We start from the raw sequence: 24004 nt of genomic DNA on the forward strand, positions 1-24004 counted from the left end.
GGGGCAGGGGCCGCCGCAGCTGCCGGAACTGCCTGCGGCGCGGCGGCCTGCGGCGCCGTGCCCTTGGCTGGAGGGGTCTGCGACCATGCCGTGCCCGACAACAGCAGCGAAACCGCGCCCGCAAAAATCAAACCTGCCGAAATGCGCATGGTATCTTCCCTGAACTGATCCCGTGGCGGCTCTCACCGTCGCCCGAGCCGCCCGCTGCCCCGACGAATAATACCCTAGTTGGACCGGCGTAGCCAAGGCAACGGCCGTCGTCGCGGGCGCCCGATTTGTAACGAACAGGTTAATTCCGGGGAATATTCTGTCGTTCTGACACGGTTTGTCAGGCGTCCGCCAGAGCCCGCGCGATAGCCGTCTGCACCCGCGTATCCCGTGGTTCCACGAATTCCGGGAAGACGTCCGCGATATGGCCGTCACGGCCGATCAGGTATTTGTGAAAATTCCAGCGCGGCACATTCTTGGGCCGCGCTTCCGCCGCCCATTTGTAGAACGGATGCGCGTTCGGACCCTTCACGATCACCCTTGCCGCGATCGGGAAAGTGACGCCGTATTGATGCTGCGCGGTCTCGGCGATTTCGGTCGCGCCGCCCGGCTCCTGTCCACCGAAATCGTTGGAGGGAATGCCGATGATCACTAAGCCACGGTCGTGAAACCGGGTCCATAATTCCTGCAATCCCGCATATTGCGGCGTGAACCCGCAGAGCGAGGCGGTGTTGACGACCAGCAGGGGATGACCGGCATAGTCGGCCAGCCGGATATCGCCGCCGGCGAGCGCGGGAAACGAAAACGCAAAGGCGGTGATCCGGCTGATGTTGGCCTGCGCCAGGGCCCGCCTGTCCGGGGCCGCCCCTGTAAAGGCGGCCCGCCAAACCCCACCGCCAGCCCGTCAATGACAGACGATCAAAGGCGTCGTTGGTGGCGGCGCTTCGCTGCTCGCTTGCGGAGGCCGGTGCGAGAGGTCGATCCATGGCGGCAAAACCCAGCGCATCCTCGGCGGCAAAGCGTCGGGAGTTGATCGACCGGGCTCGCCGGGGCCGGGCTAGCGCAGCGGGACGATGAAATCGGTGCCCTGGCCGGTCTCGCCCTGATGGATGCCCTGGTCGGATACGACGATCGATCCGCCCGAGGTCAGCGCTTCGGCGATGCGGGCCATCGCATCGGGGGGAATGGTGATGCGGTCCAGCGCCTCGGTCGGGCCGTCCGTTCCGGGCAGCAGCGTGATCTCGGCAGGTGCGGCCGCCATCTTCCGCCGCCGCGAGCGGCGGTCGTCATTGCCGTTGCGCGCGACGTTGCGGGCGGTCACCGGCAGCGAGACGACGGACCAGCGCAGCACATTGGCATCGCTGCTGTCGGCCTCGGCCGTGAACACATGGGTGCCGAGCGGCCGGTCGCTCGGCACGATCGTCACGGGGACGTCGAACAGCGGCGCGAAATTCTGCCGCACATAGAGCTTGGAGTCCTTGCGGCTGATGAACACGGCGATCTGGCCGGTCCGCTTGGGCGGTTCAGGCTTTGCGACGCCGGGCAGACGCGCCGGATCCTTCTTTACATCGGGAGCGGCGGCGGGCGCATCCGTGGCGACCTTGGCGGGCTGGGCCGGTTTTTCGGCGGGCTTCGGCTCGCTGGCCTTCGCGGCATCGGCCTTCGCAGTATCCGGCCTTGCGGTATCCGCGTTGGCGCTATCCGCCTGGCGCACCTCGGCCTTGGGCGCTTCGATCTTGGGCGCTTCGGTCCTGACCCCTTCGGCTCTGGCGTCAGCCATGGCTTCGGCGGGCTTCTCTTCGACCTTCGCGCCCGCAGTGGCCGTCACTTCGGCGTTTGCGGCATCGGCGTCGACTGGTGCGGGAGCCGGGGCTTCGCTGGTCCTGGTTTCCGGCTGGCCGGCCGCCTCGGCTGACCTCGCTTCGCCGATGGTGTTGTCGGCTGATTTGGCCTCAGTCGGCTTGTTCGCCGTCTCCGACTTCGCATCCGGACGGGATGTATCGTCCGCTTTGGCGGAAGCCGTGTCGCCCGCAGCCGACGTGGTGGATGACGCCGCGTCCGACATCGTGACCGGAGAGTTCTTTGCGGGCAGCCACCCGCTGGCGTCAGCGGTGCGGGTTTGCTCGCGCAGCACGGCCGTGGAATCGGCGTGGCCGACGGTCGGCCTCAGGTCGACGGCAGTCTCCGATGTCGCGGGCCTGGCGGTCGCGCCGGCGTCGGCGCCCTTGTCGCTCTTCACGCCAAGCGGTGCATCCACTTTCGGCTGTTCGGCTGCGACCGGTTGCGGCGCGACCTTCTGCGTGACGAGGAGCGGATGCGAGAAACTGGCGGGCGTCATCTCGTCGGGCGTGACGATCACGCGCGCGCCCATCCTGGTCCAGTTCCACATCTTCATGGCGAAGGCCATCGGCATGCGGATGCAGCCATGCGAAGCCGGATAGCCCGGCAGGACGCCGGCATGCATCGCGACCCCCGACCATGTGATCCGCTGCATGTACGGCATCGGCGCGCCGCTATAGATGTTGGAATGGTGGAACCTGTGCTTCTGGACGATGCTGAAGACCCCCATCGGGGTCGAATGACCGGGCATGCCGGTGGAGACCGGACTTTCCGCGAAGAATCCGTTGGCGTCGTAGACCCGCACCTTCTGCTTTTGGATCGACACCGCGATGATCAGCGCGCCCTGCGGCTTGCCGCCAGTCTGCTTTGCCGCGGCCTCGTCCTTTTTCGCCTGATGGCGCCGCGCCTTGTGCCGCCGGGGTTGAAACGCCGGCCCGGAGCGATAATAGGAGGGGTCAGCGTCTTGCCAGTAATAGAGCGCTGCGTCAGCCTGTGAGGTGGCGCCGATGGCGCCGGCAGCCGTCAAGAGCCCAATTTTCCAAAAACGCCGGGTTGCAACGTCGGCAATAGAAATCAGATGCCCGGCCACGCGCATATTCTTCGAATCCCAACTCTTGATATTCATTCGTTGTCGCAGACGGGAAACGCGTTCACCACCGTAAGGCCTCTAACCCCCGCGTGCTACCAGCGTTTTTCGTCCCGAGCGTAACAAAAAAGCCTCACAATCGGTTAAACCGCGCCGGTCCCTGGCTACCGGCAGCCTTTCTGGTGGCCTTTCCAGCACTACATAGGCGGCGAGCCAAACCAGCGGAGACATCCATGCCATCGAACGCCATGCGCCCATTTACCTTCAAGTGGAGGTCTCTGGTTTTGCTGCTTTTGGTTGTAGCGCTGACGCAGGCTTCTCCAGCCGTCGCGGCCGACGAGCCGGACCTGATCTTCCGCCGCTCGACCGTGTTCAAGTGGGTCAGCCCGAACGACAAGCTCGCGACCTATGGCGTCGATGACCCCGAGGTCGACGGGGTCGCCTGTCACTTCACGGTGCCGGAGAAGGGCGGTTTCAAGGGCTGGCTGGGGCTCGCCGAGGAGGTGTCGGATATTTCGCTGGCCTGCCGGCAGATCGGCCCGATCCATTTCAAGGACAAGATGGCGCAGGGCGACGATATGTTCCGCCAGCGCCGCTCGCTGTTCTTCAAGAAGATGCAGATCGTGCGCGGCTGCGACGCCAAGCGGAACGTGCTGGTCTACATGGTGTATTCGGACAAGCTGATCGAGGGCTCGCCGAAAAATTCCACCTCCTCGGTCCCGATCATGCCCTGGGGCGGCGGCGATGCCACGGTGCAGAAATGCGGCGAGTTCATCCAGTAGGGCGCGAGGCAGCGAACCTGGCGCTTCGTTTGCGGGTCGCGGTTGGTTTCTAACATCGATGTTGCCATTGGCCACGACTGCCATCCTTCATTGGAATTGTTACAACGCACAATCATCCACAAAGGTTGCATGCTGTTCGATTGGGTTGGGCAAACCGACGTTTCGGCTCGCCGCCGGCTTTGTTTCGTCGCGGCCCGGCCGGTGAAACAATTCTCGCCGCGACGAAACCATTTTCCGTCCTGGCGCAGATCGCCGGAAACACCGGCGCGTTATCAGTTGCGGACGAAACGGCCGACAGAGTCGGCACCGAGATCGCCGGTAAAGGGCCCCGCATGTTCCTTCGCATCTGTTCCACAGCGATCGCAGCTACGTTCATTCTGGCCGGTTCCGCGCCAGCGCAGGTCCCGCAGATCAAAGCCCAGACACAGCAGTTCCGATCGCTGCTCAAGGTCCCGGATCCGCGCGGAGAGTTCGTGCGTCTATGCGCCGCCCATATGGTGGGCCGCTGGGCGCATCCTGAACCCATTTGCGGATGCCTGCACGACTATGTCGCGGCCAAGGTCGAGGACCCGGACCTGCGCGAAGCCCTGCTGCGCGGCATCAGCGAGACCGGCGTGCCGACCATCGAAGCCGGTTGGGTGCCGCCGTCCAAGCAATCCGAGATCGGCCCGACTTTCACCAAAATCGCCAGGCCGACATTGCAATGCCTGTTCGAGCCGGCGAACTGATCGGCACGCGACCCGGACGTTGGCAAGTCGCGTCGACGCGGCGAGGGCTACCTTTTCCTGGTGCCCAGCCGCGGAATGCATTTGCTGGCGCGGACAATGCCATCCGCCGTCATTTGGGCGCCCCAAACTTCCTTGATCTGCCCGGCGGGGCATGATCCGTCGTCGACCAGAACCCGCTGACCCAATCGCAGACTGACGATGTCCTGCTCGCGCGACACCTGGTCCGCGACGGCAGCGGTCGCGAATCCCCACAGCGCAAGGTGGCCGAGCAGCGCAGCGATCATCAGGTATAGGACGTTGCGATTGCCGGGCATCCCGTTCTCCGCGCGTGAGCAGCTTCGGGTCGATTGTATAGGGACGCGGGCGCGATTCTGAAAGCGATCTAAACTGCTGGAGTTCCAGACAAAGTATGCTTTGATTGCTGCCTGGAAATGACCGGTAACGGGGACGCAATGAACGCCAGCGACAATAAACAAAAAGTCCTTGACGCCGTCGACGCCGGCTTCGACGCCCAGCTTGCGACCACAAGGGATTTTGTGGCGATCCCCTCGACACGCGGCGCCGAGGGGCCATGCCAGGACATGATCGGCGATCTCCTGCGCCAGCGCGGCTACGAGGTCGACGACTGGCATATCGAGGTCGACGCGCTGAAGGATTTGCGCGGCTTCGGTCCGATCGCGCATGATTTTTCGAAGGCCCGTACGGTGGTCGGCACCTACCGGCCGTCGCGCATTTCAGGTAAATCGCTGATCCTGCAGGGGCACTGCGACGTGGTGCCGGCCGGACCGCTCGAGATGTGGGAGACGCCGCCGTTCTCGCCCGCGGTCAGGGACGGCAGGATGTATGGCCGCGGCGCCTGCGACATGAAGTCCGGCACCATCGGCGCGCTCTATGCGCTGGATGCGATCAGGGCGGCGGGCCTGAAGCCGACTGCGCGGATTCATTTTCAGTCGGTGATCGAGGAGGAAAGCACCGGTGTCGGCGCGCTCTCCACCTTGCAGCGCGGCTATCGCGCCGACGCCTGTTTCATTCCGGAGCCGACCGGCGGCAGAATGGTGCGTTCGCAGGTCGGCGTGATCTGGTTTCGCCTGAAGGTGCGCGGCTTTCCGGTGCATGTGTTCGAGGCCGGCTCCGGCTCCAACGCGATCACGGCGGCCTATCATCTGATCCAGGCGCTCGAAAAACTCGAGGCCGAATGGAACGCGCGCGCCGGGGCCGATCGACATTTCAAGGCGCTGACGCATCCGATCAACTTCAATCCCGGCATCATCAAGGGCGGCGACTGGGCCTCCAGCGTGCCGGCATGGTGCGACGTCGATTGCCGCATTGCGATTCTGCCGGGCTGGTCGGTCGCCGATTGCCAGAACGAGATTTTGGCCTGCGTGTCGTCAGCCGCGCGCGACCATCGCTTTCTCTCCAACCATCCGCCCGAGGTGCAGTGGTCCGGCTTCCTGTCGGAAGGATATGAGCTCAAGGATGCCGCCGAGCCCGAAGCCGCCTTCGGCAGGGCTTTTGCGGCGGTCTATGGCGGCGAAGTGCAGGACCTCGTGTTCACGGCGCTCACCGACACGCGGTTCTATGGGCTGAACTACAACATTCCGAGCCTGTGCTTCGGCGCCAGTGGTGCGGCGATGCACGGCTTCAACGAATATGTCGATCTGGAGTCGCTTCGTAAATCCACCAAAGCGACCGCGCTTTTCATCGCCGAATGGTGCGGGGTGGAGAAGGTGTAGGTGAAGCCGATGGCCCCCACCACGTCATTGCGAGTTCTGTACCGACCTGACGGCCGACCCTGGTGGATGAAACGACGAACCGCGGGGTGGATTTCACGTTTTTCCGGAACCAATAAAATCAGTAACTTAGCTTCCAGCCTCAAAATATGGAAAACAACCCCATGCAAAGGAGCAGCCTGAGAGTTCAGGACTGTCCCGGCCATAGTGCTTTCACGATCGCGTCCAACCCGTCGGTCAGCGCCGCCGGCCCGGGCTGCAGGATCAGCGGCGACTTGATCTCGACGATGCGATCGTTGTGCACCGCCGGAATCCCGCTCCAGCCCGGCCGTTTCCGGATCCTGTCGGCAACGACCTTCTTGCCGCACCATGAGGCCAGGATCACGTCCGGCGCGGTGTCGCGAACGGTGTCGGGCGAAATGATGCGATCCCGGGCGGCCTGCTGAAACCGCAATTTTGGCAGCACGTCCTCGCCGCCGGCGATCTCGATCAGTTCGGAAACCCAGCCGATGCCGCTGATCAGGGGATCGTCCCATTCCTCGAAATAGACTTTTGGCCTCGGTGCGGGACGCGGCGTCGACGCGATGCTTGCAAGACGCCGCTCAAAATTTGTGGCGAGTTGGTCGGCGCGCTCAGTGGCGCCGACGATCGCGCCGAGCGTGCGGATCATCGCCAAGATGCCGGCGAGGTCGCGCTGGTTGAAGACATGGATGGCGACGCCGGCGCGCACGAGATCGGCGACGATATCGGCCTGAAGGTCGGAGAAGGCGAGCACGAGGTCCGGCTGTAGCGCCAGGATTTTTGGAATGTCCGCCGAGATGAACGCCGAAACCCGCGGCTTCTCGCGCCGCACCCGCGGCGGCCGCACCGCGTAGCCCGAGACACCGACGATACGGTCCTGCTCGCCGAGCAGATACAGCGTCTCGACGGTCTCCTCGGTGAGGCAGACAATCCGGCGGGGCGGGAAGTGGCGCATGGCTGCGGGTATGCAGAATTAGCGGCGCGTTGTCACCGTCGCATTACCCATAGGGTCATTGCCGGGCTTGACCCGGCAATCCATCATTTCGGAAAACGCTTTGACGAAGACCGATGGATACGCGGGTCAAGCCCGCGTATCACGACTTAGGAAAGACGGAGGGTTCATGACGCCACTTGAGAAAATCCAGTCGATGAAGATGCCGTTCGCCGAACTGAAGGGCGTGACCTTCGTCGAGGCCGAGCGCGACCGCGTGGTGGCGCGGATGCTGGTGCGGCCGGAACTCTGCACGCTGCGGCATACGATCCACGGCGGCGCGATCATGGCATTGGCGGACTCGGTCGGCGCCGCCGCCACATTCGTCAATCTGCCGGAAGACGCCAAAGGCACCACCACGATCGAAAGCAAGACCAATTTCATCGGCGGCGCCGCGGAGGGCGCCACGGTGATTGCGACGGCGACGCCGGTGCACCGGGGACGGCGGACGCAAGTGTGGCAGACACGGCTGGAGACCGAGGACGGCAAACTCGTTGCGATCGTCACGCAGACGCAGATGGTGCTCTGACAGGCGGTAACGATTGATTGACCGCGCGTTCGACGCCGTTACTTGAGGTAAATGCCGGCCTTGAAATCCATGGTGCAGTGCACAATATAGCTATTCTAGGGATTCGACGCCTCCTCGAGGGCCATCCATGAGGAGTTATGACATGAGCCACGATACCGCTGTGACGCTTGCCAGAGGCACCGTTCGGACGCTGAGCCAGCAGGAGGAATTGCCCCTGCTGCGCGACCATCTGTTGCGGCTGGACCGCGCCAGCCGCCATGATCGCTTCCATGGCTACATGGACGACAGTTTTATCGAACGCTACGCCGAAAAATGCGCCAATGACGGCACGACGATCATCGGTTATTTCGAAGACGGTGTGGTGCGCGGCGCGGCCGAACTGCATCCGCCCGAGCATTCCGCGGGTTCACAGCCCGAGATCGCCTTCAGCGTGGAGACACCGGTGCGGCGCAAGGGCGTCGGCAGCATCCTGTTCAAAAAACTGATCGCGGAAGCGCGCGCCAAGGGCTATCGCAGCCTGCGGATCACCACGGGTGCGCAGAACGAGGCGATGCGGGCGCTTGCCAGCAAGTTCGGCGCCCATCTCACCTTCGGGCACGGCGAGTCGACCGGCAGTATCGATCTAGCCCCGCAAAGGCAGCCGGAACTGGCGCCATCCGCCGTCGCAACCACACTCGATGCGGCACGCGCGATCGTGAACTTCAATCGCGCCTATTGGCGGATGTTGCTGCGGATGTATGGCTGGGGCAGGACCGCCTGACCGCGGGCGCCTCGATATCGGCCTTCGCTTGATCCAGCATCGGACGATGGCCGACAGTGCTCGGCGTTTCAGGTGCCGGTGCGCTTGTCGTTGCCGAATCGCCTGACCACGCGGCGCTCGACCACCACCGAACGCTGCGCGCCCTGCTCGCCCGCGATCACGCGGGTGGCCGAACGGGTCGCGGCGCGGCCGGTCTTCCTGACTTCGGCGAGAACCTCGTCGAACGGCAGCCCCATCAGGGCTGATGCGATCTCCGCCTGCGCCTGCTGGTTGTCGGTGATTCCAACCGCGGCGAATATCGCCTCCTCCAGCGTCGGCAGATCGCGCCGCACGCGCCGTGTGCCGTATTTCGTGTTCCAGTCTTCGCTCATGGGGGCCTCGCATCGGATGGGGAGATGGTTAGGCCCCCCTATGTTGCATTGCAATATGAAATTGGCGTGGCAATACAGCCATGCGTCTAAAGTTTCTCCAGCGGCGTGGCGTCGTAAAGCTCGATCATCGAGCGGCATCGCCGGTGGCGGCAGGATCCAGCGGTTGCTGCGGCCAGCGCTTGAGCGCGGCACGCCCGGCGTCGGTCAGGACATAGATGCCGCGCCCGGCGCGATCGAACCAGCCATAGACATTGTGCAGCAGGATTTTTCCGGCATCCGGGATCTCCGCCTTGAGGTCGCGCACCCGCCGCGGCCCGCCTGACAGCGCCTCGGCGCAGGCCAGCGCCTGCTGGCGATACGCCGTCATGATCGGCGCGCGCGTGCTGCCGCCGATCGCCGGATCGCCCTTGCGCCGCCGATGCTCGGCAACCAGGCGCGAGCGCTTTTTGGTATCGCGGCGCGGCGCCGTGGTCGGCGGCTTGACGATAACCTCGACATCGCCGTTGTTGGTGACCGCGAGCATGCCGAAACCGAGCCGGCGGCAGAGATTGCGATAACGTGCGTCGCTCTCGCGGCCTTTGCCGCGCGCCGACAATCTCGCGGCAAGCCAAACCTCGTCGCAGGCGCCGGCGCGATCGATCGCCTGCAATATCAGTTCCAGATTGAAGGTCAGCTTCAGTTCGCCGATCACCACGATCGGCGGGTCGTCGCCGCTCAGCGCCACCAGGTCGCAGCCGCCGACCTCGCCCTTGACGGTGAAGCCGAGCTTTTCCAGGAAGCGTTTGACGGGCAGATAAAGCGCGGTTTCCAAGGCAGGCTCCGGCGGCAGGCGAGGCCGCGACTCATCGGCCGGGAGTCTAGCTCAATTTCGGCGAAGCGGAGTGTTTCACAGGTCGCGGGATTGCCCTGCGCGATAGGCCGCGAGGGCTTCCTCGGCAAGTGCATCGAGCTTGCCGGCATTGGCATCTCGCTCGATGGCTGCGTCAAACCGGTCAGCGTCAAACAGCTCGAACCAGGCGCGAAAGCGCGCCAACTCGCGAGGCGGCAGTCGCTCGACAGCTTTTTCGATGTCTTCGGCAGTTGTCATTTGAACAACATAACATCTGCGCCGCATGGGGGAATGGCGCCCGTACCGCCACCAGATATGTCAAACCCGGCCGCTCACCGGCAGCAGCGCGCCGGTGACGGCGCTGGCGGCGTCGCTGGCGAGGAACAGGATCACGTCGGCGAGCTCCTTTGGCGTCACCCATTTTGCGAAATCGGCGTTCGGCATGCTGGCGCGGTTGGCGGTGGTGTCGATGATCGAGGGCAGCACGGCGTTGACCGTGATCCTGCCCTTCAGCTCGGCAGCCAGCGCCTCGGTGAGCCGATGCACCGCGGCCTTCGAGGCGGCATAGGGGCCCATGCCGGAGCCCGCCTGCAGCGCGCCCATCGCGCCGACATTGACGATCCGCCCCGCGCCGGAAGCGGCGAGATGCGGGATCGCCGATCGCGACGCGTTCAGCGCGGTCATGACGTTGAGGGCGTACATGCGCTGCCAGGTCCTCGGATCACCCTCGGCAACCGTTTCGAACGCAAAGCCGCCGGCGATGTTGATCAGGACATCGAGCCGGCCGAAATGGGCGGCGGCGGCATCGATCGCTGCCATGGCCTGAGCGACATCGGTCAGATCGACGCCGCCCAGTTCGAGCCGGTTCGAGGCCGTCGGAACCTGCGACGGCGCATGATCGATGCCCGCGACCCGGGCGCCGCGCGTCAGCGCTTGGTCGGCGACCACCTTGCCGAGCGCGCCGAGCGCGCCGGTGATGACAACGACTTTTCCGTCCATGATGGATCTCCACGCCGGGGGAAGGGAGCGCTCACTATCGTCAGGGGGACTTCAATTGCAATATCGCAAGGTTCCGTTTCCAAATGCGCTTGTACGATAAATCATTCCCGCCTGAGGATGTTGACATGCCCGACACGCCGCGGCCTTGCGACACGCACCCCGATCTCGTCGGTTTCAGCGAGCCTCATACCAGCGATTGGGCTACCGACTGCGTCACGCTCGCGCTCGACGGTGCGATTGCGGGCGCACTCCCGCCGCCTGACGCCTGACGCGCTGAATGCCCGAAATCGCTAAATTTTGCCGGAGTTTCGTAAGCGGATGGCAGAACGATCCAGCTATAGGTCGAGATGCTTCAAACTCAAAGGGCTGGAACAATGAGACAATTGCCTGACCACGGTTTACCGCTTGTTCAGCTTAAGGAGCAGCGGCGGGATTTGGTCGTCGCGCTGCAGAACCGCAACGGCCCGGTAAGTGGCTGGGAGCTGATGCAGATCGCGGCGGTGCAGCAGGCGATCTCGGCATTCGAGGACGTCATTGCCGATCTCGACGCCGAGATGGAAATGGAAGCGGCGGCCTAGCGAAACGCTTCGGGAGAGCCGCGAACTCAGCTCTCCAGATAGCGCGCCTCGAGCCCGGCGCGGTCGGCCGCGCCAAGACCCAGTCCCTCGCGCAAATAGTTTTCGAGATTGCCATAGTCGGCATCGATGGCTTCGAACGCCGCGGCCAGGAACGAGGCTTGCACCGAGCCGAGCACGTGCTTGACGTCGTCAGGGAGATCGCTGCTGGCGGAGGGATCGCGGCGGTAGAAGCGGTTGGTCAAAAGGTAATCTTCCGAAATCACATCGTCGGGGACGCCGAGCGCATGCAGGATCAGCGCGCAGGCGAAACCGGTGCGGTCCTTGCCGGCCGTGCAATGAATCACCAGCGGCGCGCGATCCTCCAGCAGATGGGCAAACAACGCCCGGAAACGCGGCGTGTTGTGCTGCACATAGCTGCGATAGGAATCGCGCATGACGGCGACGGCCGCTTCCGTCGACAACGGGGTGCCGTCGGCAGCGAGGGCGCGCAGCGCCGCAACCACCGTGGGTTCGACCGGCAGCGAGTGCACGGTGATGTCAGGCGTGGCGCACAGCGCCTCGGCGCGTTCCTCCATGCCGCGAAAATCGAACGCGCTTCTGATGCCGAGGCCCCGCACCACCGCGATGTCGTCATCGGTGAGATGGCCAAGATGATTGGAGCGAAAGATCTGCCGCCAGCGGATCGTGCGGCCATCCCGCGCGGGATAGCCGCCGAGGTCGCGGAAATTGCTGGCGCCGGCCAGATTGAGATGGCGGGCAGGGGACGCTGACATCGGTCTGACCAAGGCGATCCAGTGCGGCGGACAAATTGGCGGAGAAGCGTTGGCGGAGAAGCGTGGTGGCTGTTCGCCGTCTCGTCTATACTGGGCCGGCCCGGGGGGGAATATGGATAATCGCAGGATCGCTGCTCCAATGGCGGCATTTTTTTGGGGCTCGCTCGCCACATCGGCCGCATCCGCGCAGACTTTTCAGAGCTACCGCTGTGGCGACGGCACGCAATTTGTCGTCGGACTTTTCCAGTATGATTCCCGCGCCCATTTGCAGCTCGACGGCAAGGCGATGACGCTGGCCAGGCGCCTTTCGCTCTCGGGCCCGCGCTATTCGGGAAGCGGCGTAACCCTCAAGATGTCAAAGGCGGGTGTCACCACGCTCAAGCTTGGCAGGCGGCCGGTCACGACCTGCGAGCTGACATGAAAAAGGGCCGAAACGCTTCGTTCCGACCCTTTTTATCCGACCAGCGCCTGATCCTTCGAGCGCGTTGATCCCCCACATCCGGCTGGCATTAGTGGTCACGCTCCACCTTGGATTCCTGGATAGCCGCCTCGTGGTACCAGCTGCCGCTGCAGTCCACGGTTTTGATTTGCGAGGCCGCAAGGTCGATCGCAATCCTGGTCTCGCCATAGCGACGTCCTCCGAGAGCCCCCCGGCCCCCGGCAGGGAACTGGTAGATCCTGGCCGACTCCCGATTCAAGCTCGTGTTCATCATGTCAGTCTCTCCTTTGTCAGAAACGCGGAGCGCCATGGTGCGCCCAACTCGTTCCTGCGCGGTTACCAAGACGCGATATCGTCGGTGCCTGCGGTGAATGCAAGATGAGCAAAAAAAGTCATCTTATGTTCATTTTATGGGCACTTCTATTTTTGCTCCGTGCGAGGCAGTGAGCAGATGGCCAATGCTTGAGCCGATGCGATCACGGCCACGAGCCGGCGGCGTTGCCGAGGAATGGTGCAGAGAACCGCCGACGATTTGATCGGAGAAACGGGGAAGGCCAAAACTGCCGGGAAATCGGGCGTCATTCGGCATCCGCCGCGGCCCATTTCATTGTCCGAGACTTAAGGTTGCCGCGCGTCTATGTCGCACCCCGAAGCGGGATCGGTCGAGCGGCCGATCGCCGTGGACAGCGCTGCCGCAGTGCAGCGACTGGCACATAAAATGCTTGGAAACGATCGGCCGATGGTGGCCGGGTACGCGTGCGGCGACCGGCCGGCTTTCGGTCCCTGACGTTTTTGCATCATCATTTGCATCATCAACAGAGAGGCTCAATGACCAAGTACAAGCTCGAGTATATCTGGCTGGACGGATATACGCCGACACCGAATCTGCGCGGCAAGACGCAGATCAAGGAATTCGATTCGTTCCCGACGCTGGAGCAGTTGCCGCTGTGGGGCTTCGATGGAAGCTCGACGCTGCAGGCCGAAGGCCATAGCTCCGACTGCGTGCTGAAGCCGGTCGCGATCTATCCGGACGCCGCGCGGGTCAACGGCGCGCTGGTGATGTGCGAAGTCATGATGCCCGACGGCAAGACGCCGCACGCCTCGAACAAGCGCGCCACCATCCTCGACGATGCCAGCGCCTGGTTCGGCTTCGAGCAGGAATATTTCTTCTACAAGGATGGCCGTCCGCTCGGCTTCCCGTCCAGCGGCTATCCCGCGCCGCAGGGCCCGTACTACACCGGCGTCGGCTACAAGCACGTCGGCGACGTCGCCCGCAGAATCGTCGAAGAGCATCTCAATCTTTGTCTCGCCGCCGGCATCAACCACGAAGGCATCAACGCCGAAGTGGCGAAGGGCCAGTGGGAATTCCAGATTTTCGGCAAAGGCTCCAGGAAGGCCGCTGACGAAATGTGGATGGCCCGCTACCTGATGCTGCGCCTTACCGAGAGCTACGGCATCGACATCGAATTTCACTGCAAGCCACTCGGCGATACCGACTGGAACGGCTCGGGCATGCATGCCAACTTCTCGACCGCCTTCATGCGCGAGGTCGGCGGCAAGGAATATTTCGAGAAGCTGATGGAGGCGTTCAAGGCGAACCGCGCCGATCACATCGCGGTCTACGGTCCGGACAATCACATGCGCCTGACCGGCAAGCATGAGACGGCGTCGATCGACACCTTCAGCTACGGCGTCGCCGACCGCGGCGCCTCGATCCGCGTCCCGCACAGCTTCGTCAACAACGGCTACAAGGGCTATCTGGAAGACCGTCGCCCGAACTCGCAGGGCGACCCCTACCAGATCGCGTCCCGGATCCTGAAGACGATCGCGTCGGTTCCAACCGGCGCCAGGGCAGCCGCCTAGGAGCGCTTGCGGGCCGGAACATCAGCGCCGCAATCCGATCCGCCAAAGCGCGACGGCTTTGGCGGATCATTGCGTTCCAACGACACGGCTTCAAAGTCGCGTCGTGGATCGCGCCAGGCCCCAATCTTGGCCTCACGCGTTTTCTTCGCGGGAACCGTACCGATGAGGCGCGAAATGGCTATAGATGGATCGAGCATTCAAAACGCCGGGGACGCGGTCGTGTTCGGGGGCTTTTACAAGGTCAGGTTCCAGCTTGGCGAGGCGGTCGGCCGCAGCGTGATGTACGTCCGCGCCGGCAGGATGCTCGGCGGCAATTCCGCCTTTGCCCATATCGGCAGCTATCAGGAGACCGGCGAGGAGATCGCGATCGAGATCAAGACCGTGCGACACAATCCGGATCCGAATTACCGGGCGATGGCCGGCACCGACGATGCGACGTTGCTGGCGAAGGGCTCGGCCGAAGGCGACAATTATCGCTTCAGGGGCGAGCTCAGGGAATTGCCCGGCGTCCCGTTTCAGTCGGTGATGACGCCGATCGAGGATGAGGCGATGCCGATCGCGGGCGGCGTCGGTGAAGGCGGCATCGTCAACGGGCTCTATTCCATTGACATCCGCTTGCTCGACGGGGTCGACGGCGGTTTGACCGGGGTCATGCTGCTCCATGACGGCCGCATCCTCGGGGGCGATGCGTTCTTCTATTATCTCGGCAGCTACACCTCGGCGAACGGCCGCTGGAAGGGCCAGATCCTCAATCAGGAACACACCCCGGCGATAGGCGAGAACCCCGTGTTCGGCGGCCATGAAGTCGGCATCGGCTTTGCCGGCACCTGCGACGATGAGGGGGCACGGCTGGATGCGACGGCGCTGGCCGGCAAGCGCAGCCTGCGGTTGACCGCGGTGCTGAAACTGATGCGGCGAGCGTAATTTTCCGTAGGGCCATGGCGGCTGTCGGGAGGGTCGATCCGGCCGGCTGCGGCGGCATCGGTGTGCCTGAGATCGCGGCCTCTGACATTGCAACCGCGGTCAGATACTGCAAGAACGCCGCGACCGCCTCGCGCCGGCTTTCAACCCCTGATCAGAATCACGCCGGCAACCAGCAGGACCGCGCCGAGCAAGCGCGGCAGACTGATCGGATGTTGTGTCAGTCCGAACGCGCCAAAATGATCCAGCATGATGGCGGCGAGCATCTGGCCTGAAACGATCAGCGCAATCAGCGTCGCTGAGCCGAGCGATGGAAGCAGCACAATCGAGAGCAGGATGAATACGCCGCCGAGAATACCGCCGGTCCAGGCCCACCATGGCGTGTTCGCGATGGCGATCCAGGAAGGCACGGGCTCGCCGAGTGCGATCACCACGGCGATCATCGTCAGCAGGCCGCCGGCATAACTGGCCAGCGCCGCCCAGGCGGGCGATCCCAGCGCCAGCCGCAGGCCGCCGTTCAGCGCCTGCTGGGTGGCTACGCTGATGCCGGCGAAGAGGGCGAGGCCATACAGGAAAAAGGCTTGCACGCGATCCCCCGGCGATTGGATGCGTGATCAGTATCGAGTCGGCCGGATTGGAACAAGTTGTTCGGTTCACGGCGGCACGGAACAGGCTTCCCCAAGCGCGTCACATCGAATATGCACGGCCGCAACGATTTCCACTGTCAGGCTCCCATGATCCGTCTCGATAACGTCAGCAAGCAGGTCGGCCACCAGATTCTCTTCATCGAAGCTTCCGCGGCGCTCCAGAAGGGCGAGAAGATCGGCCTGGTCGGCCCGAATGGCGCCGGCAAGACCACGCTGTTCCGGATGATCGCAGGCGAGGAGCTGCCCGACGAGGGCCAGGTCGCCGTCGATCGCGGCATCTCCATCGGCTATTTCAGCCAGGACGTCGGCGAGATGTCGGGCCGCAGCGCGGTGGCTGAAGTGACGGACGGCGCCGGGCCCGTCAGCATCGTCGCCGGCGAGTTGAAAGCGCTGGAGGCTGCGATGGCCGATCCGGACCGCGCCAACGAAATGGACGACATCATCGCCCGCTACGGCGAGGTGCAGGGGCGCTTCGAGGAACTCGACGGCTACGCGCTGGAGGGCCGCGCGCGCGAGGCGCTGGCGGGCCTGGGCTTCAGCGAGGAGATGATGGACGGCGATGTCGGCGCGCTGTCGGGAGGCTGGAAGATGCGCGTGGCGCTGGCGCGCATCCTGCTGATGCGCCCCGACGTGATGCTGCTGGACGAGCCGAGCAACCATCTCGATCTCGAAAGCCTGATCTGGCTGGAGCAGTTTCTTCGGGGATACGAGGGCGCGCTGGTGATGACCTCGCACGACCGCGAGTTCATCAATCGCATCGTCAACAAGATCGTGGAGATCGACGGTGGTTCGCTGACCACCTATTCGGGCGACTACGCCTTCTACGAGGCGCAGCGCGCGATGAACGAGAAACAGCAGCAGGCCCAGTTCGAGCGCCAGCAGGCGATGCTGGCGAAGGAAATCAAATTCATCGAGCGCTTCAAGGCACGCGCCTCGCATGCCGCGCAGGTGCAGAGCCGGGTCAAGAAGCTCGACAAGATCGAGCGCGTCGAGCCGCCAAAGCGCCGCCAGACCGTGGCGTTCGAATTTCTGCCGGCGCCGCGCTCCGGTGAGGACGTCGTCAGCTTGAAGAGGGTGCACAAGGGCTACGGCAGCCGGACCGTCTATCAGGGGCTTGATTTCATGATCCGCCGCCGCGAGCGCTGGTGCGTGATGGGCATCAACGGCGCCGGCAAATCCACGCTGTTGAAGCTGGTGGCGGGCTCGACCGAGCCCGACGATGGAACGGTGGCGCTCGGCGGCAGCGTCAAGATGGGCTACTTCGCCCAGCACGCCATGGACCTGCTCGACGGCGAGCGCAGCGTATTCCAGTCGCTGATGGATTCGTTTCCGCAGGCCGGGCAGGGCTCGCTGCGCGCGCTCGCCGGCTGCTTCGGCTTCTCCGGCGACGACGTCGAGAAGAAATGCCGCGTGCTGTCCGGCGGCGAGAAGGCGCGGCTGGTGATGGCATTGATGCTGTACGATCCCCCGAATTTCCTGGTGCTGGACGAACCGACCAACCACCTCGACATGGCGACCAAGCAGATGCTGATCGCGGCGCTGTCGGAATATCAGGGCACCATGCTGTTCGTCTCGCATGACCGGCATTTCCTCGCCGCGCTCTCCAACCGCGTGCTGGAGCTGACCCCCGAAGGGCCCCACCAATATGGCGGCGGCTACACCGAATATGTCGCGCGCACCGGCCAGGAAGCGCCGGGCTTGCGGAGCTAGGGTGCTCCCCGCTACGCTTTCCAAAACCGGGAACGAACCCATGAAGCAGATCAGGATCGGCGATATCACCATCGACGCCGTGATCGAGCGCGAAGGGCCGTGGCGGCGGCCACAGGATTTCTTCCCGGCCTATGACGACGCCGTTTTCAAGCGCCATCTGCCGACCATGGCGCCGGAGGTGTTCGACACCGCGCTCGGCATGATGGTCATCACCTATCAAACCTTCGTGGTCCGCACCCCCCGCCACACCATCCTGGTCGACACCTGCACCGGCGAGGACAAGGGTCATCCGCCGCCGTTCGATTTTCCCGGCAAGGAACGCTGGCGCAACGAGCTGTTCGCGCTCGGGATTGCCTACGCGCAGGTGGACTATGTGTTCTGCACCCACCTCCATATCGACCACACCGGCTGGAACACGGTCCTGCGCGACGGGCGCTGGGTGCCGACATTCCCGAATGCGAAATACGTCTTCCACAAAAAGGAATATGCGGCGTGGGAAGCGGAATACGCCAAAGGCAAGAATCCGCCCGGAAAAGTGTTTCGCGACAATTGTCTGCCGATCGTGGAGGCGGGCCAGGCGCTGTTGGTCGACGATGACTACGCGCTCGACGACACCATCACGCTGACGCCGACTCCGGGGCACTCGCCCTGCCATTGCTGCGTCAATATTTTTTCGCGCGGCCGGCGCGCGGTGGTGGCCGGCGATTTGATGCACCATGTGATCCAGTGCCGCGAGCCCGACTGGTCCCCCGGGGTGGATTGGGATGCAAAGCAGTCGGCGACCTCGCGCCGGAAGTTTTTCGCCGCCGTCGCCGACACCGATACGCTGATCCTGCCGATCCACTTCCCCGCGCCGACGGTCGGCCTGCTCAAGGCGGATGGTGATCGCTTCGACTACCGGTTCAAACGTGATTAGCTGCGCGCTCGCGCGGGCCGGGAGAAGGTCATCTGATCAACGCGACTTCCCGGAAAGCCTTGACGAGCGGCATCTCGAGCTTGCCCTTCATGGTCAGCAGGATTTCGTAAGCCTGTTCGCGCGGCATGGTCGGCTTGTAGGTTCGCTGCTCGATCAGGGCGGCGAAAATATCGGAAATGGTCAGTATCCGCACGATGTCCGGCAGGTTCCCGGCGCCCAATGCATCGGGATACCCGCTGCCATCGAGATATTCGTGATGATGCCGGACCGCATCGAGAATTTCCGGGGAAATGCCCGCGGTCCCCTTCAGCACCTGATATCCCACGACGGGATGGGTCTCGATCAGCACGCGCTCCCGGTCGTCGAGGCGCGCCGGCTTGTCGAGGACGTGAAGCGGAATTTTCGCCTTGCCGATGTCGTGAAACATCGCGGCCGAATACAGCCGCTCCATGTCGGCCTTTGCCAGGCCGAGGCTCAACCCGAAATCGACCGCGATCCCCGTCACCAGAAGGCAGTGCTGATAGGTGCCCTCATGGTGCCGGCGAACCGTGCCGAGCCAGTCGGACAGGCCGTCCTCGGCGATGCTGTCGGCGATCCTGCTGCCGGCGTCTTTCGCGCCGGCGACGTCGATGGGCATGCCGCTGATCACCGACGAAAACATCGCGGCAATGCTGGCCGCTCCGGTCGAGGCCGCTTCCTGGCCGCCGCCCGACACGGGTTCGCCGGTGAAAATCGCGGGCGCATCGCCATCGGCGAGTTTCGCCAGCAATTGCCTTGGGGTGACCGGGTTGGTCAGCACTTGCGTTGCGCCCAGGGCATAGGCCTGCACGATCGCCAGGCGCGTTCTCTGGTCGATCAGGAACAGGCGTCGCGCGACGCGATTTAGTTTGCCGGCGACGGCTTTCAGCGCTGCGATATTGTCAATGTCGCGCAGGTTCGCGCTGACGACGATGGCGTCGATCTTGCCGCCCTGGAAGCTTGCACCGCCCAGCAATTCCGCTGTCACATCGTGCTGCTGCTCGACGATGGCGCGCAGCCTCGAGAGCCCGGCCGCGCTATCGGCGACGACATGAACCGACATCACAACCGGTCCCGTCGCCGTGCCGCTGCACGGCCGGAGGCAACCTGTGGACATGACACGGCCAGGCGGGCTGCGGGCCTGTTCGGGTTTGCCGCCTGGTTTCGCAGCAATAATGGAGTCATTGGCGGCGCGGGTCGTGTTGCCGGTGGAACTTGAACCTCGCGCCTTTGTCTTTAATTCGCGTTTATTTGGCAGACAGGATGATGGTGTCCAATTACCGGCGAACGCAATTAGGCCGCGCGGGAGGCGCGGCCCGTCAGGGTTGATCCAGTGCAGGCAAGGGCAGGCGGGCGCTTGAAAAGCTTACGCGCCCTTTTCGCACTTCTTCATGAAGCTGGTCTTGGCGGCGCCGGCCAGCGGCTTGCCGTCCGAACCGACGGCCTTGGTCGCGCAGCTCTCTTCCATGCATTTTTTCATGAATGAGGTTTTTGCCGCTCCCGCGAGCGCCTTGCCATCCTTGCCGACGGCTTTGGTCGCACAGGATTCCTGCGCGACGGCCGAGCCGATCGCAAAGGTGGCGACCACGGCCGCCAGAAATATCCGCTTCATCATGGCTCTCTCCCTAAATCAGTCTTGTCCCGGGATTGGATATTGGAATCTGGGCGCGATCAAGTTCCCAACGGCGATTTTGCCGATAAAATGGCCGACATGCCGGTCCGCGTTCAGGCCAGCGCGGCCGAAAAGGCGCGTGCGGCGCGTGACCAACGGAGGAAACACGGAATGGAGTTTGAGACCCTGGTACAGACCCGCCGAAGCGTGCGCGGCTTCAAGGCCGAGCCTGTGCCTCGCGCCGTGATCGAAGAGATCATCGAAATCGCCAAGCGCGCGCCATCCTCGATGAACACCCAGCCCTGGCATATCCACGTCCTGACCGGCGAGCCGCTGGAGCGGGTGCGCCGCCGCAACATGGAGGAGATGATCGCGGGCGCCAGCCCCAAACGCGACATCGTCAGCCACGGCGAATATCAGGGCGTGCATCGCGGCCGGCAGGTCGATATCGCCAAAAAACTGTTCGGCGCCATGGGGATTGCGCGCGACGACAAGCCGATGCGGCAGGACTGGGTGTTGCGCGGATTCCGCCAGTTCGACGCGCCAGTCTCGCTCGTGCTCGCCTATGACCGCGTTCTCGATCCGGGCGCGGTGTGCCATTTCGATCTCGGTGCGCTCTGCTACGGGATCGTGCTGGCCGCGTGGGACCGCGGCCTTGGCAGCGTCATCAATGGCCAGGGCATCATGCGCTCCGACATCGTGCGCGAGGTCGCCGGCATCCCCGACGACCATGTCATCATGACCTGCGTCGCGATGGGATATCCCGACGACAATTTTCCGGCCAATGCGGTGAAGTCCGACCGGGTGGCGAACGGCGACTTCGTGCGCTATCTGGGGTTCGGCGACTAGCGGGAATGCGCATATCCGCCGTCGTCACGGCGGGTGCTGATGGACGAAGGCCGGATCGCTCTGCTGGCCGCAAGCCCGTCGGTGGCAAGTTCAAACGGAGAGGTGTTTCCGATTCAATTTTTCAAACAGCCGGGGATTTTTGTTGGAGGGGGCGCTAGTTCTTGGCGCGAACAAACCCGGCAAGCCTTGTTTTCTGGGTCTCGCACCAATTCGTCATGCCGACGCGGTTCTGGTCCATGTCGGTCGATCTGGTCGCGATGGCGACCTCCGCCATGAGGTCGTCATCCGCCCGCTCGCCCATTTTTCCGCCGGTGTGCATGTAGGCAATGGCCTTTCGCACCTGCTCGGTGGTGCCGTCCGGCAGGTGCATCTCCTCGGCCTTCCGCACCAGATCCTGATAGACGACGTCCATGCCGGGGCACTGCACCTTGGCGGCGAAAGCCTGCAACACCATGGTCACATAGGCCGAGCGGGACTCGGCAAGCGCCGGTGCCGCAAGGGCAATCAACCCCGCGATCATGAACGGACCGTAGCGCATCGTCGCCTCCCTGATGTTATCGTTCTGGGAAAGCTAGCCCTGACGGCATCCTTGCGCAACCACCGGAAGCGGACACACCGACATGAGCCTGCTGAACACGCCATTCGATCCCGCGCGCGAGGCGGCGCTGGTCACCGGTGCGGGAAACGGCATCGGCCGCGCCATAGCCCAAGCCCTGGTCGGCGAGGGCGTGCGGACCGTATTCGCCGACGTGAATCCGGATACGGTCAATGCCGCGGCCAAAACCTCGCCCCGACCGGAACTGGCCGTGCCCTGGGTCGGCGACCTCGCCAATCACGTTGCTCGCGAGGCGCTGCTGGCCGATGCATGTTCCGCCGTCGGGCGGGTGACGCACTTCGTTCACTCGGCCTCGCCGCCACGGCGCGAGGCCGATCACGCCTTTGCGGTCAGCAGCGAGACCTGGGCGCAGATGCATGCGGTCAATCTGGATGCCGGCTTTCACCTCGCACGCGAACTCGCCTCACAGCTCATCGCAGCCCATCAGCCCGGCTCGTTCCTGTTTCTCACCTCGCTGCACGCCGGCACGCCGCGCAACCTGCCGCACTACTCCACCGCCAAGGCGGCGCTGGCGATGCTGGTCAGGGAATTGGCCAGGACGTTTGGCCGCTTTGGAATCCGGGTCAACGCGCTGGTGCCCGGCGCCATCGCCGCGGGCGGCTTCGTCGCCGATCCACAGCTCGCGAAACACATTCCGCTCGGCCGCCTCGGCCGCGGCGAAGACCTCGCACCGATGGCGCTGGCCGTGCTGTCGAACCGGGTGTCGGCCTATGTCACCGGCGCCGCGATCGTGGTCGATGGCGGCCTGTCGCTGATGAACTGGTTCGATCCCCCGGCGCTGGAGGATCTTTGAGCGGGCTCTGGCCCAGGCGTGCGAGACGCGATATTGTGCATGGCGGCAAGTGGAACGAACCCTCCGGTTCAGCGGTTTGAAAGGAGCCGCAGGGAATCCGATTTCTGCGGCTCCGAGTGGCGGAACAATCCGGGTGGCGGAACATGAGGAGAGCGACATGATGTCCGAAACGCAAATTCACGCGATCGCGCGGCAGATGCTCGAGAAGCACGGCTTCGAGGCCATCGCCCAGGCAGCTCAGAATGCCCTGGCTTGCAACAGCAAGGGCAACGCCGAAGAGGCCGAAGAGTGGCGTCATGTCGAAGCCGCCATGAAGATCATGCGGGGACCGCATCAAAGTTGACGGATCCTGGTCCTGGCGGCGGCGCCGTGGGCGGTTTCGTCGCCGATCCATCGCTCCTGCGGCACATCCTGCCCGGCCGGCTCGGCCGCGCGATCGTGGTCGGTGGCGGCCTGTCGCTCATGAACTGGTTCGATCCTCCTGATCCGGATGATCTGTGAGAGGCCGCAAATAACGCTGCGGTCGCGCTGAAAACAGTTGAGCAAATGCAGCCGCCGACGTCAGCCGCAATGTTATCCAAGTTTGTGACTACTTTTCGACGCATTGAATCGGCTTGCTGATTCGGCGGAGCATTGCGATTCGCGAGGGTATTGCTATGGCTTTTTTCAAGCGTGAGCTCAGCCCGGTCGAGCGCTTCGAGAGTGCGCTGAGGGAAAAGCAGGCGGCGCGGCAGAGGCTGGCCGAGCGGTTGGGCATCGCCGAAACGGTCGTTGGCGAAAAGCGTGCCGCGGCCGAACGGCTGGCGGTGGCCGGCGCCGACACTGCCAGGCTCGAGCGGGCAGAGGCCAACCTGCGCGCCGTCGATGAACGCGCCAAGACCCTGCGCGCGGCATTGGCGGAATTCGACGAGCAGGTCGCTTCGACCGAGCGCGCTTTGGCCGAGGCCAACGCGCAGCGCGACCGCGACCTGGTGGCGGACGGAATCGAGGCAATGGCCGCGGCGATCGAGAAGGCCATCCCGGGATTTGACGCCGGTGCCGCCGCGCTGGTGGAGGCCGTCACCAAAGGCACGACATCGATACCGGAAGCGACCCGGTTCTCGGCGAGCGTGGACGCGGTGCGGCGCGAGGTCATGTCGGCGGCCGATTTGATTTGCTGGGAGCTGCGATCCGCCGCGGTGCGCACGCGCGTGGGCAACGCGAACAGTGCGTTGCTGGCGCCACCCGAGCCGGCGCAGCCGCCGCTTCCCGAGATCGAACGGCAACTGATCTACACGCTCAATCCGCTCTCGTGGCAGGAGGGCCCGGAGGTGCGCCGGGTTCCGGCGTTCGCGTTGGTCGGGCTGCCGAAAAAGCTGCTGCCGGTGGCGCTGGCGCATCAGCACGTGGACTACATGAATGCAAGGCGTGTGCAGACGCTGATGCACGTTCATGGCAGCGGACAGTTCCCCGCCGATCTCAATCACGACCATCCGCAACTCGTCGATCTCGATGCGCTCGCCGCGGAGGGGGAGGAGAGGGCGCAGGCCGATGTGGCGTGAGGGCGATGGGAAGCGGCCGGGAATTGTCGCTCCCTTTGGCTGCAACCGATACGCGGTGCGCTAACTGATCCGCC

At 64.0% G+C, this 24004-nt stretch carries 31 protein-coding genes; 17 read left to right on the forward strand and 14 right to left on the reverse strand.

What is annotated here, in order from left to right; translation table 11 throughout:
- Positions 1-328: 328 nt before the first annotated feature.
- Together WCE35_RS07415 and WCE35_RS07420 are read right to left on the reverse strand one after the other, a co-directional pair.
- The gene (locus tag WCE35_RS07415; protein WP_424592726.1) at positions 329-817 is read right to left on the reverse strand and encodes a glutathione peroxidase; all 489 of its coding nucleotides are present in this window, start codon (positions 815-817) and stop codon (positions 329-331) included.
- Positions 818-1045: 228 nt separating this feature from the next.
- Entirely contained in the window at positions 1046-2854 is a 1809-nt protein-coding gene (locus WCE35_RS07420) for a L,D-transpeptidase family protein (protein ID WP_424592699.1), read from the reverse strand.
- A gap of 293 nt (positions 2855-3147) precedes the next feature.
- On the opposite strand from WCE35_RS07420, the gene WCE35_RS07425 reads away from it, so the two are divergent.
- Positions 3148-3696, forward strand: a complete 549-nt coding sequence (locus WCE35_RS07425) for a CreA family protein (protein WP_424592700.1) — start codon at positions 3148-3150, stop codon at positions 3694-3696.
- A gap of 332 nt (positions 3697-4028) precedes the next feature.
- The gene (locus WCE35_RS07430; RefSeq protein WP_424592727.1) at positions 4029-4424 is read left to right on the forward strand and encodes a hypothetical protein; all 396 of its coding nucleotides are present in this window, start codon (positions 4029-4031) and stop codon (positions 4422-4424) included.
- Positions 4425-4471: 47 nt separating this feature from the next.
- Here WCE35_RS07430 and WCE35_RS07435 read toward each other — a convergent pair whose 3' ends face one another.
- A complete protein-coding gene (locus WCE35_RS07435; protein WP_424592701.1) occupies positions 4472-4738 on the reverse strand; it encodes a DUF6719 family protein in 267 nt (88 codons plus the stop codon).
- Positions 4739-4876: 138 nt separating this feature from the next.
- On the opposite strand from WCE35_RS07435, the gene WCE35_RS07440 reads away from it, so the two are divergent.
- On the forward strand, positions 4877-6157 hold the full coding sequence (locus tag WCE35_RS07440) for an ArgE/DapE family deacylase (protein WP_424592702.1): 1281 nt from the start codon (positions 4877-4879) through the stop codon (positions 6155-6157).
- A 184-nt stretch (positions 6158-6341) separates the two neighbouring features.
- Here the strand turns inward: WCE35_RS07440 and WCE35_RS07445 are convergent, their stop codons facing one another.
- On the reverse strand, positions 6342-7130 hold the full coding sequence (locus WCE35_RS07445) for a cobalamin-binding protein (protein ID WP_424592703.1): 789 nt from the start codon (positions 7128-7130) through the stop codon (positions 6342-6344).
- A gap of 166 nt (positions 7131-7296) precedes the next feature.
- Here WCE35_RS07445 and WCE35_RS07450 point away from each other — a divergent pair, with 166 nt between their 5' ends.
- Together WCE35_RS07450 and WCE35_RS07455 are read left to right on the forward strand one after the other, a co-directional pair.
- Positions 7297-7695, forward strand: coding sequence for a PaaI family thioesterase (locus WCE35_RS07450; RefSeq protein ID WP_424592704.1), 399 nt, complete (start codon positions 7297-7299; stop codon positions 7693-7695).
- Between the two features lie 142 nt (positions 7696-7837).
- Positions 7838-8455 carry an N-acetyltransferase family protein gene (locus WCE35_RS07455; protein ID WP_424592705.1) on the forward strand — a complete coding sequence of 206 codons (618 nt, stop codon included), beginning with the start codon at positions 7838-7840 and terminating at the stop codon, positions 8453-8455.
- Between the two features lie 68 nt (positions 8456-8523).
- Here WCE35_RS07455 and WCE35_RS07460 read toward each other — a convergent pair whose 3' ends face one another.
- From WCE35_RS07460 to fabG, 4 genes are all read right to left on the reverse strand, one after another.
- Positions 8524-8826: a hypothetical protein gene (locus WCE35_RS07460; RefSeq protein ID WP_424592706.1), complete on the reverse strand. Its 303-nt coding sequence runs from the start codon at positions 8824-8826 to the stop codon at positions 8524-8526.
- Between the two features lie 124 nt (positions 8827-8950).
- The gene (locus WCE35_RS07465) at positions 8951-9637 is read right to left on the reverse strand and encodes a DUF2161 domain-containing phosphodiesterase (protein WP_424592707.1); all 687 of its coding nucleotides are present in this window, start codon (positions 9635-9637) and stop codon (positions 8951-8953) included.
- A 75-nt stretch (positions 9638-9712) separates the two neighbouring features.
- A complete protein-coding gene (locus tag WCE35_RS07470) occupies positions 9713-9913 on the reverse strand; it encodes a hypothetical protein (RefSeq protein WP_424592708.1) in 201 nt (66 codons plus the stop codon).
- 60 nt (positions 9914-9973) lie between these two features.
- Positions 9974-10654 (reverse strand): 3-oxoacyl-ACP reductase FabG, encoded by a 681-nt coding sequence (gene fabG, locus WCE35_RS07475; protein ID WP_424592709.1) that lies wholly within the window; start codon positions 10652-10654, stop codon positions 9974-9976.
- Between the two features lie 125 nt (positions 10655-10779).
- Between fabG and WCE35_RS07480 the strand changes: the two genes are divergently transcribed.
- Both WCE35_RS07480 and WCE35_RS07485 read left to right on the forward strand, forming a co-directional pair.
- Positions 10780-10923: a hypothetical protein gene (locus WCE35_RS07480; RefSeq protein WP_424592710.1), complete on the forward strand. Its 144-nt coding sequence runs from the start codon at positions 10780-10782 to the stop codon at positions 10921-10923.
- Between the two features lie 165 nt (positions 10924-11088).
- Positions 11089-11232: a hypothetical protein gene (locus tag WCE35_RS07485; protein WP_424592711.1), complete on the forward strand. Its 144-nt coding sequence runs from the start codon at positions 11089-11091 to the stop codon at positions 11230-11232.
- Positions 11233-11258: 26 nt separating this feature from the next.
- On the opposite strand, the gene WCE35_RS07490 is transcribed toward WCE35_RS07485, so the two are convergent.
- Positions 11259-12005, reverse strand: a complete 747-nt coding sequence (locus tag WCE35_RS07490) for a tyrosine-protein phosphatase (protein ID WP_424592712.1) — start codon at positions 12003-12005, stop codon at positions 11259-11261.
- 139 nt (positions 12006-12144) lie between these two features.
- On the opposite strand from WCE35_RS07490, the gene WCE35_RS07495 reads away from it, so the two are divergent.
- Positions 12145-12426 (forward strand): MliC family protein, encoded by a 282-nt coding sequence (locus tag WCE35_RS07495; RefSeq protein ID WP_424592713.1) that lies wholly within the window; start codon positions 12145-12147, stop codon positions 12424-12426.
- Positions 12427-12514: 88 nt separating this feature from the next.
- Here WCE35_RS07495 and WCE35_RS07500 read toward each other — a convergent pair whose 3' ends face one another.
- Positions 12515-12718: a DUF2735 domain-containing protein gene (locus tag WCE35_RS07500; protein WP_424592714.1), complete on the reverse strand. Its 204-nt coding sequence runs from the start codon at positions 12716-12718 to the stop codon at positions 12515-12517.
- Positions 12719-13272: 554 nt separating this feature from the next.
- Between WCE35_RS07500 and WCE35_RS07505 the strand changes: the two genes are divergently transcribed.
- Together WCE35_RS07505 and WCE35_RS07510 are read left to right on the forward strand one after the other, a co-directional pair.
- Positions 13273-14307 (forward strand): glutamine synthetase beta-grasp domain-containing protein, encoded by a 1035-nt coding sequence (locus tag WCE35_RS07505; RefSeq protein ID WP_424592715.1) that lies wholly within the window; start codon positions 13273-13275, stop codon positions 14305-14307.
- A 219-nt stretch (positions 14308-14526) separates the two neighbouring features.
- On the forward strand, positions 14527-15231 hold the full coding sequence (locus tag WCE35_RS07510; RefSeq protein WP_424592728.1) for a GrlR family regulatory protein: 705 nt from the start codon (positions 14527-14529) through the stop codon (positions 15229-15231).
- Positions 15232-15371: 140 nt separating this feature from the next.
- Here WCE35_RS07510 and WCE35_RS07515 read toward each other — a convergent pair whose 3' ends face one another.
- Entirely contained in the window at positions 15372-15815 is a 444-nt protein-coding gene (locus WCE35_RS07515) for a DMT family transporter (protein ID WP_424592716.1), read from the reverse strand.
- 147 nt (positions 15816-15962) lie between these two features.
- On the opposite strand from WCE35_RS07515, the gene WCE35_RS07520 reads away from it, so the two are divergent.
- Positions 15963-17585, forward strand: a complete 1623-nt coding sequence (locus WCE35_RS07520) for an ABC-F family ATP-binding cassette domain-containing protein (protein WP_424592717.1) — start codon at positions 15963-15965, stop codon at positions 17583-17585.
- 40 nt (positions 17586-17625) lie between these two features.
- Positions 17626-18501, forward strand: coding sequence for an MBL fold metallo-hydrolase (locus tag WCE35_RS07525; RefSeq protein WP_424592718.1), 876 nt, complete (start codon positions 17626-17628; stop codon positions 18499-18501).
- A gap of 28 nt (positions 18502-18529) precedes the next feature.
- On the opposite strand, the gene WCE35_RS07530 is transcribed toward WCE35_RS07525, so the two are convergent.
- Both WCE35_RS07530 and WCE35_RS07535 read right to left on the reverse strand, forming a co-directional pair.
- Positions 18530-19582, reverse strand: coding sequence for an HD-GYP domain-containing protein (locus tag WCE35_RS07530; protein ID WP_424592719.1), 1053 nt, complete (start codon positions 19580-19582; stop codon positions 18530-18532).
- Between the two features lie 303 nt (positions 19583-19885).
- Positions 19886-20131 carry a hypothetical protein gene (locus WCE35_RS07535; protein WP_424592720.1) on the reverse strand — a complete coding sequence of 82 codons (246 nt, stop codon included), beginning with the start codon at positions 20129-20131 and terminating at the stop codon, positions 19886-19888.
- Positions 20132-20302: 171 nt separating this feature from the next.
- Here WCE35_RS07535 and WCE35_RS07540 point away from each other — a divergent pair, with 171 nt between their 5' ends.
- Entirely contained in the window at positions 20303-20980 is a 678-nt protein-coding gene (locus WCE35_RS07540) for a nitroreductase (RefSeq protein ID WP_424592721.1), read from the forward strand.
- Positions 20981-21134: 154 nt separating this feature from the next.
- Here the strand turns inward: WCE35_RS07540 and WCE35_RS07545 are convergent, their stop codons facing one another.
- Entirely contained in the window at positions 21135-21518 is a 384-nt protein-coding gene (locus WCE35_RS07545; RefSeq protein WP_424592722.1) for a hypothetical protein, read from the reverse strand.
- Between the two features lie 82 nt (positions 21519-21600).
- Here WCE35_RS07545 and WCE35_RS07550 point away from each other — a divergent pair, with 82 nt between their 5' ends.
- The 4 genes from WCE35_RS07550 to WCE35_RS07565 all read left to right on the forward strand — a co-directional run bounded on the left by WCE35_RS07550 (position 21601) and on the right by WCE35_RS07565 (position 23930).
- Positions 21601-22389: an SDR family NAD(P)-dependent oxidoreductase gene (locus WCE35_RS07550; RefSeq protein ID WP_424592723.1), complete on the forward strand. Its 789-nt coding sequence runs from the start codon at positions 21601-21603 to the stop codon at positions 22387-22389.
- Between the two features lie 157 nt (positions 22390-22546).
- Positions 22547-22732 (forward strand): hypothetical protein, encoded by a 186-nt coding sequence (locus tag WCE35_RS07555; RefSeq protein WP_424592729.1) that lies wholly within the window; start codon positions 22547-22549, stop codon positions 22730-22732.
- Positions 22729-22890, forward strand: coding sequence for a hypothetical protein (locus tag WCE35_RS07560; protein ID WP_424592724.1), 162 nt, complete (start codon positions 22729-22731; stop codon positions 22888-22890). Before WCE35_RS07555 ends, WCE35_RS07560 begins: the two co-directional genes overlap by 4 nt.
- Positions 22891-23045: 155 nt before the next feature.
- Complete coding sequence (locus tag WCE35_RS07565; protein WP_424592725.1) at positions 23046-23930, forward strand: hypothetical protein; 885 nt, start codon at positions 23046-23048, stop codon at positions 23928-23930.
- Positions 23931-24004: the final 74 nt, after the last annotated feature.

Source organism: Bradyrhizobium sp. (genome assembly GCF_049691595.1).
Classification (GTDB): domain Bacteria; phylum Pseudomonadota; class Alphaproteobacteria; order Rhizobiales; family Xanthobacteraceae; genus Bradyrhizobium.

Coding starts and splice junctions, on each gene's coding strand:
- WCE35_RS07425 (WP_424592700.1), top strand. CDS start 3,148: ATGCCATCGAACGCCATGCGCCCATTTACCTTCAAGTGGAGGTCTCTG.
- WCE35_RS07430 (WP_424592727.1), top strand. CDS start 4,029: ATGTTCCTTCGCATCTGTTCCACAGCGATCGCAGCTACGTTCATTCTG.
- WCE35_RS07435 (WP_424592701.1), bottom strand. CDS start 4,738: ATGCCCGGCAATCGCAACGTCCTATACCTGATGATCGCTGCGCTGCTC.
- WCE35_RS07440 (WP_424592702.1), top strand. CDS start 4,877: ATGAACGCCAGCGACAATAAACAAAAAGTCCTTGACGCCGTCGACGCC.
- WCE35_RS07445 (WP_424592703.1), bottom strand. CDS start 7,130: ATGCGCCACTTCCCGCCCCGCCGGATTGTCTGCCTCACCGAGGAGACC.
- WCE35_RS07450 (WP_424592704.1), top strand. CDS start 7,297: ATGACGCCACTTGAGAAAATCCAGTCGATGAAGATGCCGTTCGCCGAA.
- WCE35_RS07455 (WP_424592705.1), top strand. CDS start 7,838: ATGAGCCACGATACCGCTGTGACGCTTGCCAGAGGCACCGTTCGGACG.
- WCE35_RS07460 (WP_424592706.1), bottom strand. CDS start 8,826: ATGAGCGAAGACTGGAACACGAAATACGGCACACGGCGCGTGCGGCGC.
- WCE35_RS07470 (WP_424592708.1), bottom strand. CDS start 9,913: ATGACAACTGCCGAAGACATCGAAAAAGCTGTCGAGCGACTGCCGCCT.
- fabG (WP_424592709.1), bottom strand. CDS start 10,654: ATGGACGGAAAAGTCGTTGTCATCACCGGCGCGCTCGGCGCGCTCGGC.
- WCE35_RS07480 (WP_424592710.1), top strand. CDS start 10,780: ATGCCCGACACGCCGCGGCCTTGCGACACGCACCCCGATCTCGTCGGT.
- WCE35_RS07490 (WP_424592712.1), bottom strand. CDS start 12,005: ATGTCAGCGTCCCCTGCCCGCCATCTCAATCTGGCCGGCGCCAGCAAT.
- WCE35_RS07495 (WP_424592713.1), top strand. CDS start 12,145: ATGGCGGCATTTTTTTGGGGCTCGCTCGCCACATCGGCCGCATCCGCG.
- WCE35_RS07500 (WP_424592714.1), bottom strand. CDS start 12,718: ATGATGAACACGAGCTTGAATCGGGAGTCGGCCAGGATCTACCAGTTC.
- WCE35_RS07505 (WP_424592715.1), top strand. CDS start 13,273: ATGACCAAGTACAAGCTCGAGTATATCTGGCTGGACGGATATACGCCG.
- WCE35_RS07520 (WP_424592717.1), top strand. CDS start 15,963: ATGATCCGTCTCGATAACGTCAGCAAGCAGGTCGGCCACCAGATTCTC.
- WCE35_RS07525 (WP_424592718.1), top strand. CDS start 17,626: ATGAAGCAGATCAGGATCGGCGATATCACCATCGACGCCGTGATCGAG.
- WCE35_RS07530 (WP_424592719.1), bottom strand. CDS start 19,582: ATGTCGGTTCATGTCGTCGCCGATAGCGCGGCCGGGCTCTCGAGGCTG.
- WCE35_RS07535 (WP_424592720.1), bottom strand. CDS start 20,131: ATGAAGCGGATATTTCTGGCGGCCGTGGTCGCCACCTTTGCGATCGGC.
- WCE35_RS07540 (WP_424592721.1), top strand. CDS start 20,303: ATGGAGTTTGAGACCCTGGTACAGACCCGCCGAAGCGTGCGCGGCTTC.
- WCE35_RS07545 (WP_424592722.1), bottom strand. CDS start 21,518: ATGCGCTACGGTCCGTTCATGATCGCGGGGTTGATTGCCCTTGCGGCA.
- WCE35_RS07550 (WP_424592723.1), top strand. CDS start 21,601: ATGAGCCTGCTGAACACGCCATTCGATCCCGCGCGCGAGGCGGCGCTG.
- WCE35_RS07555 (WP_424592729.1), top strand. CDS start 22,547: ATGATGTCCGAAACGCAAATTCACGCGATCGCGCGGCAGATGCTCGAG.
- WCE35_RS07565 (WP_424592725.1), top strand. CDS start 23,046: ATGGCTTTTTTCAAGCGTGAGCTCAGCCCGGTCGAGCGCTTCGAGAGT.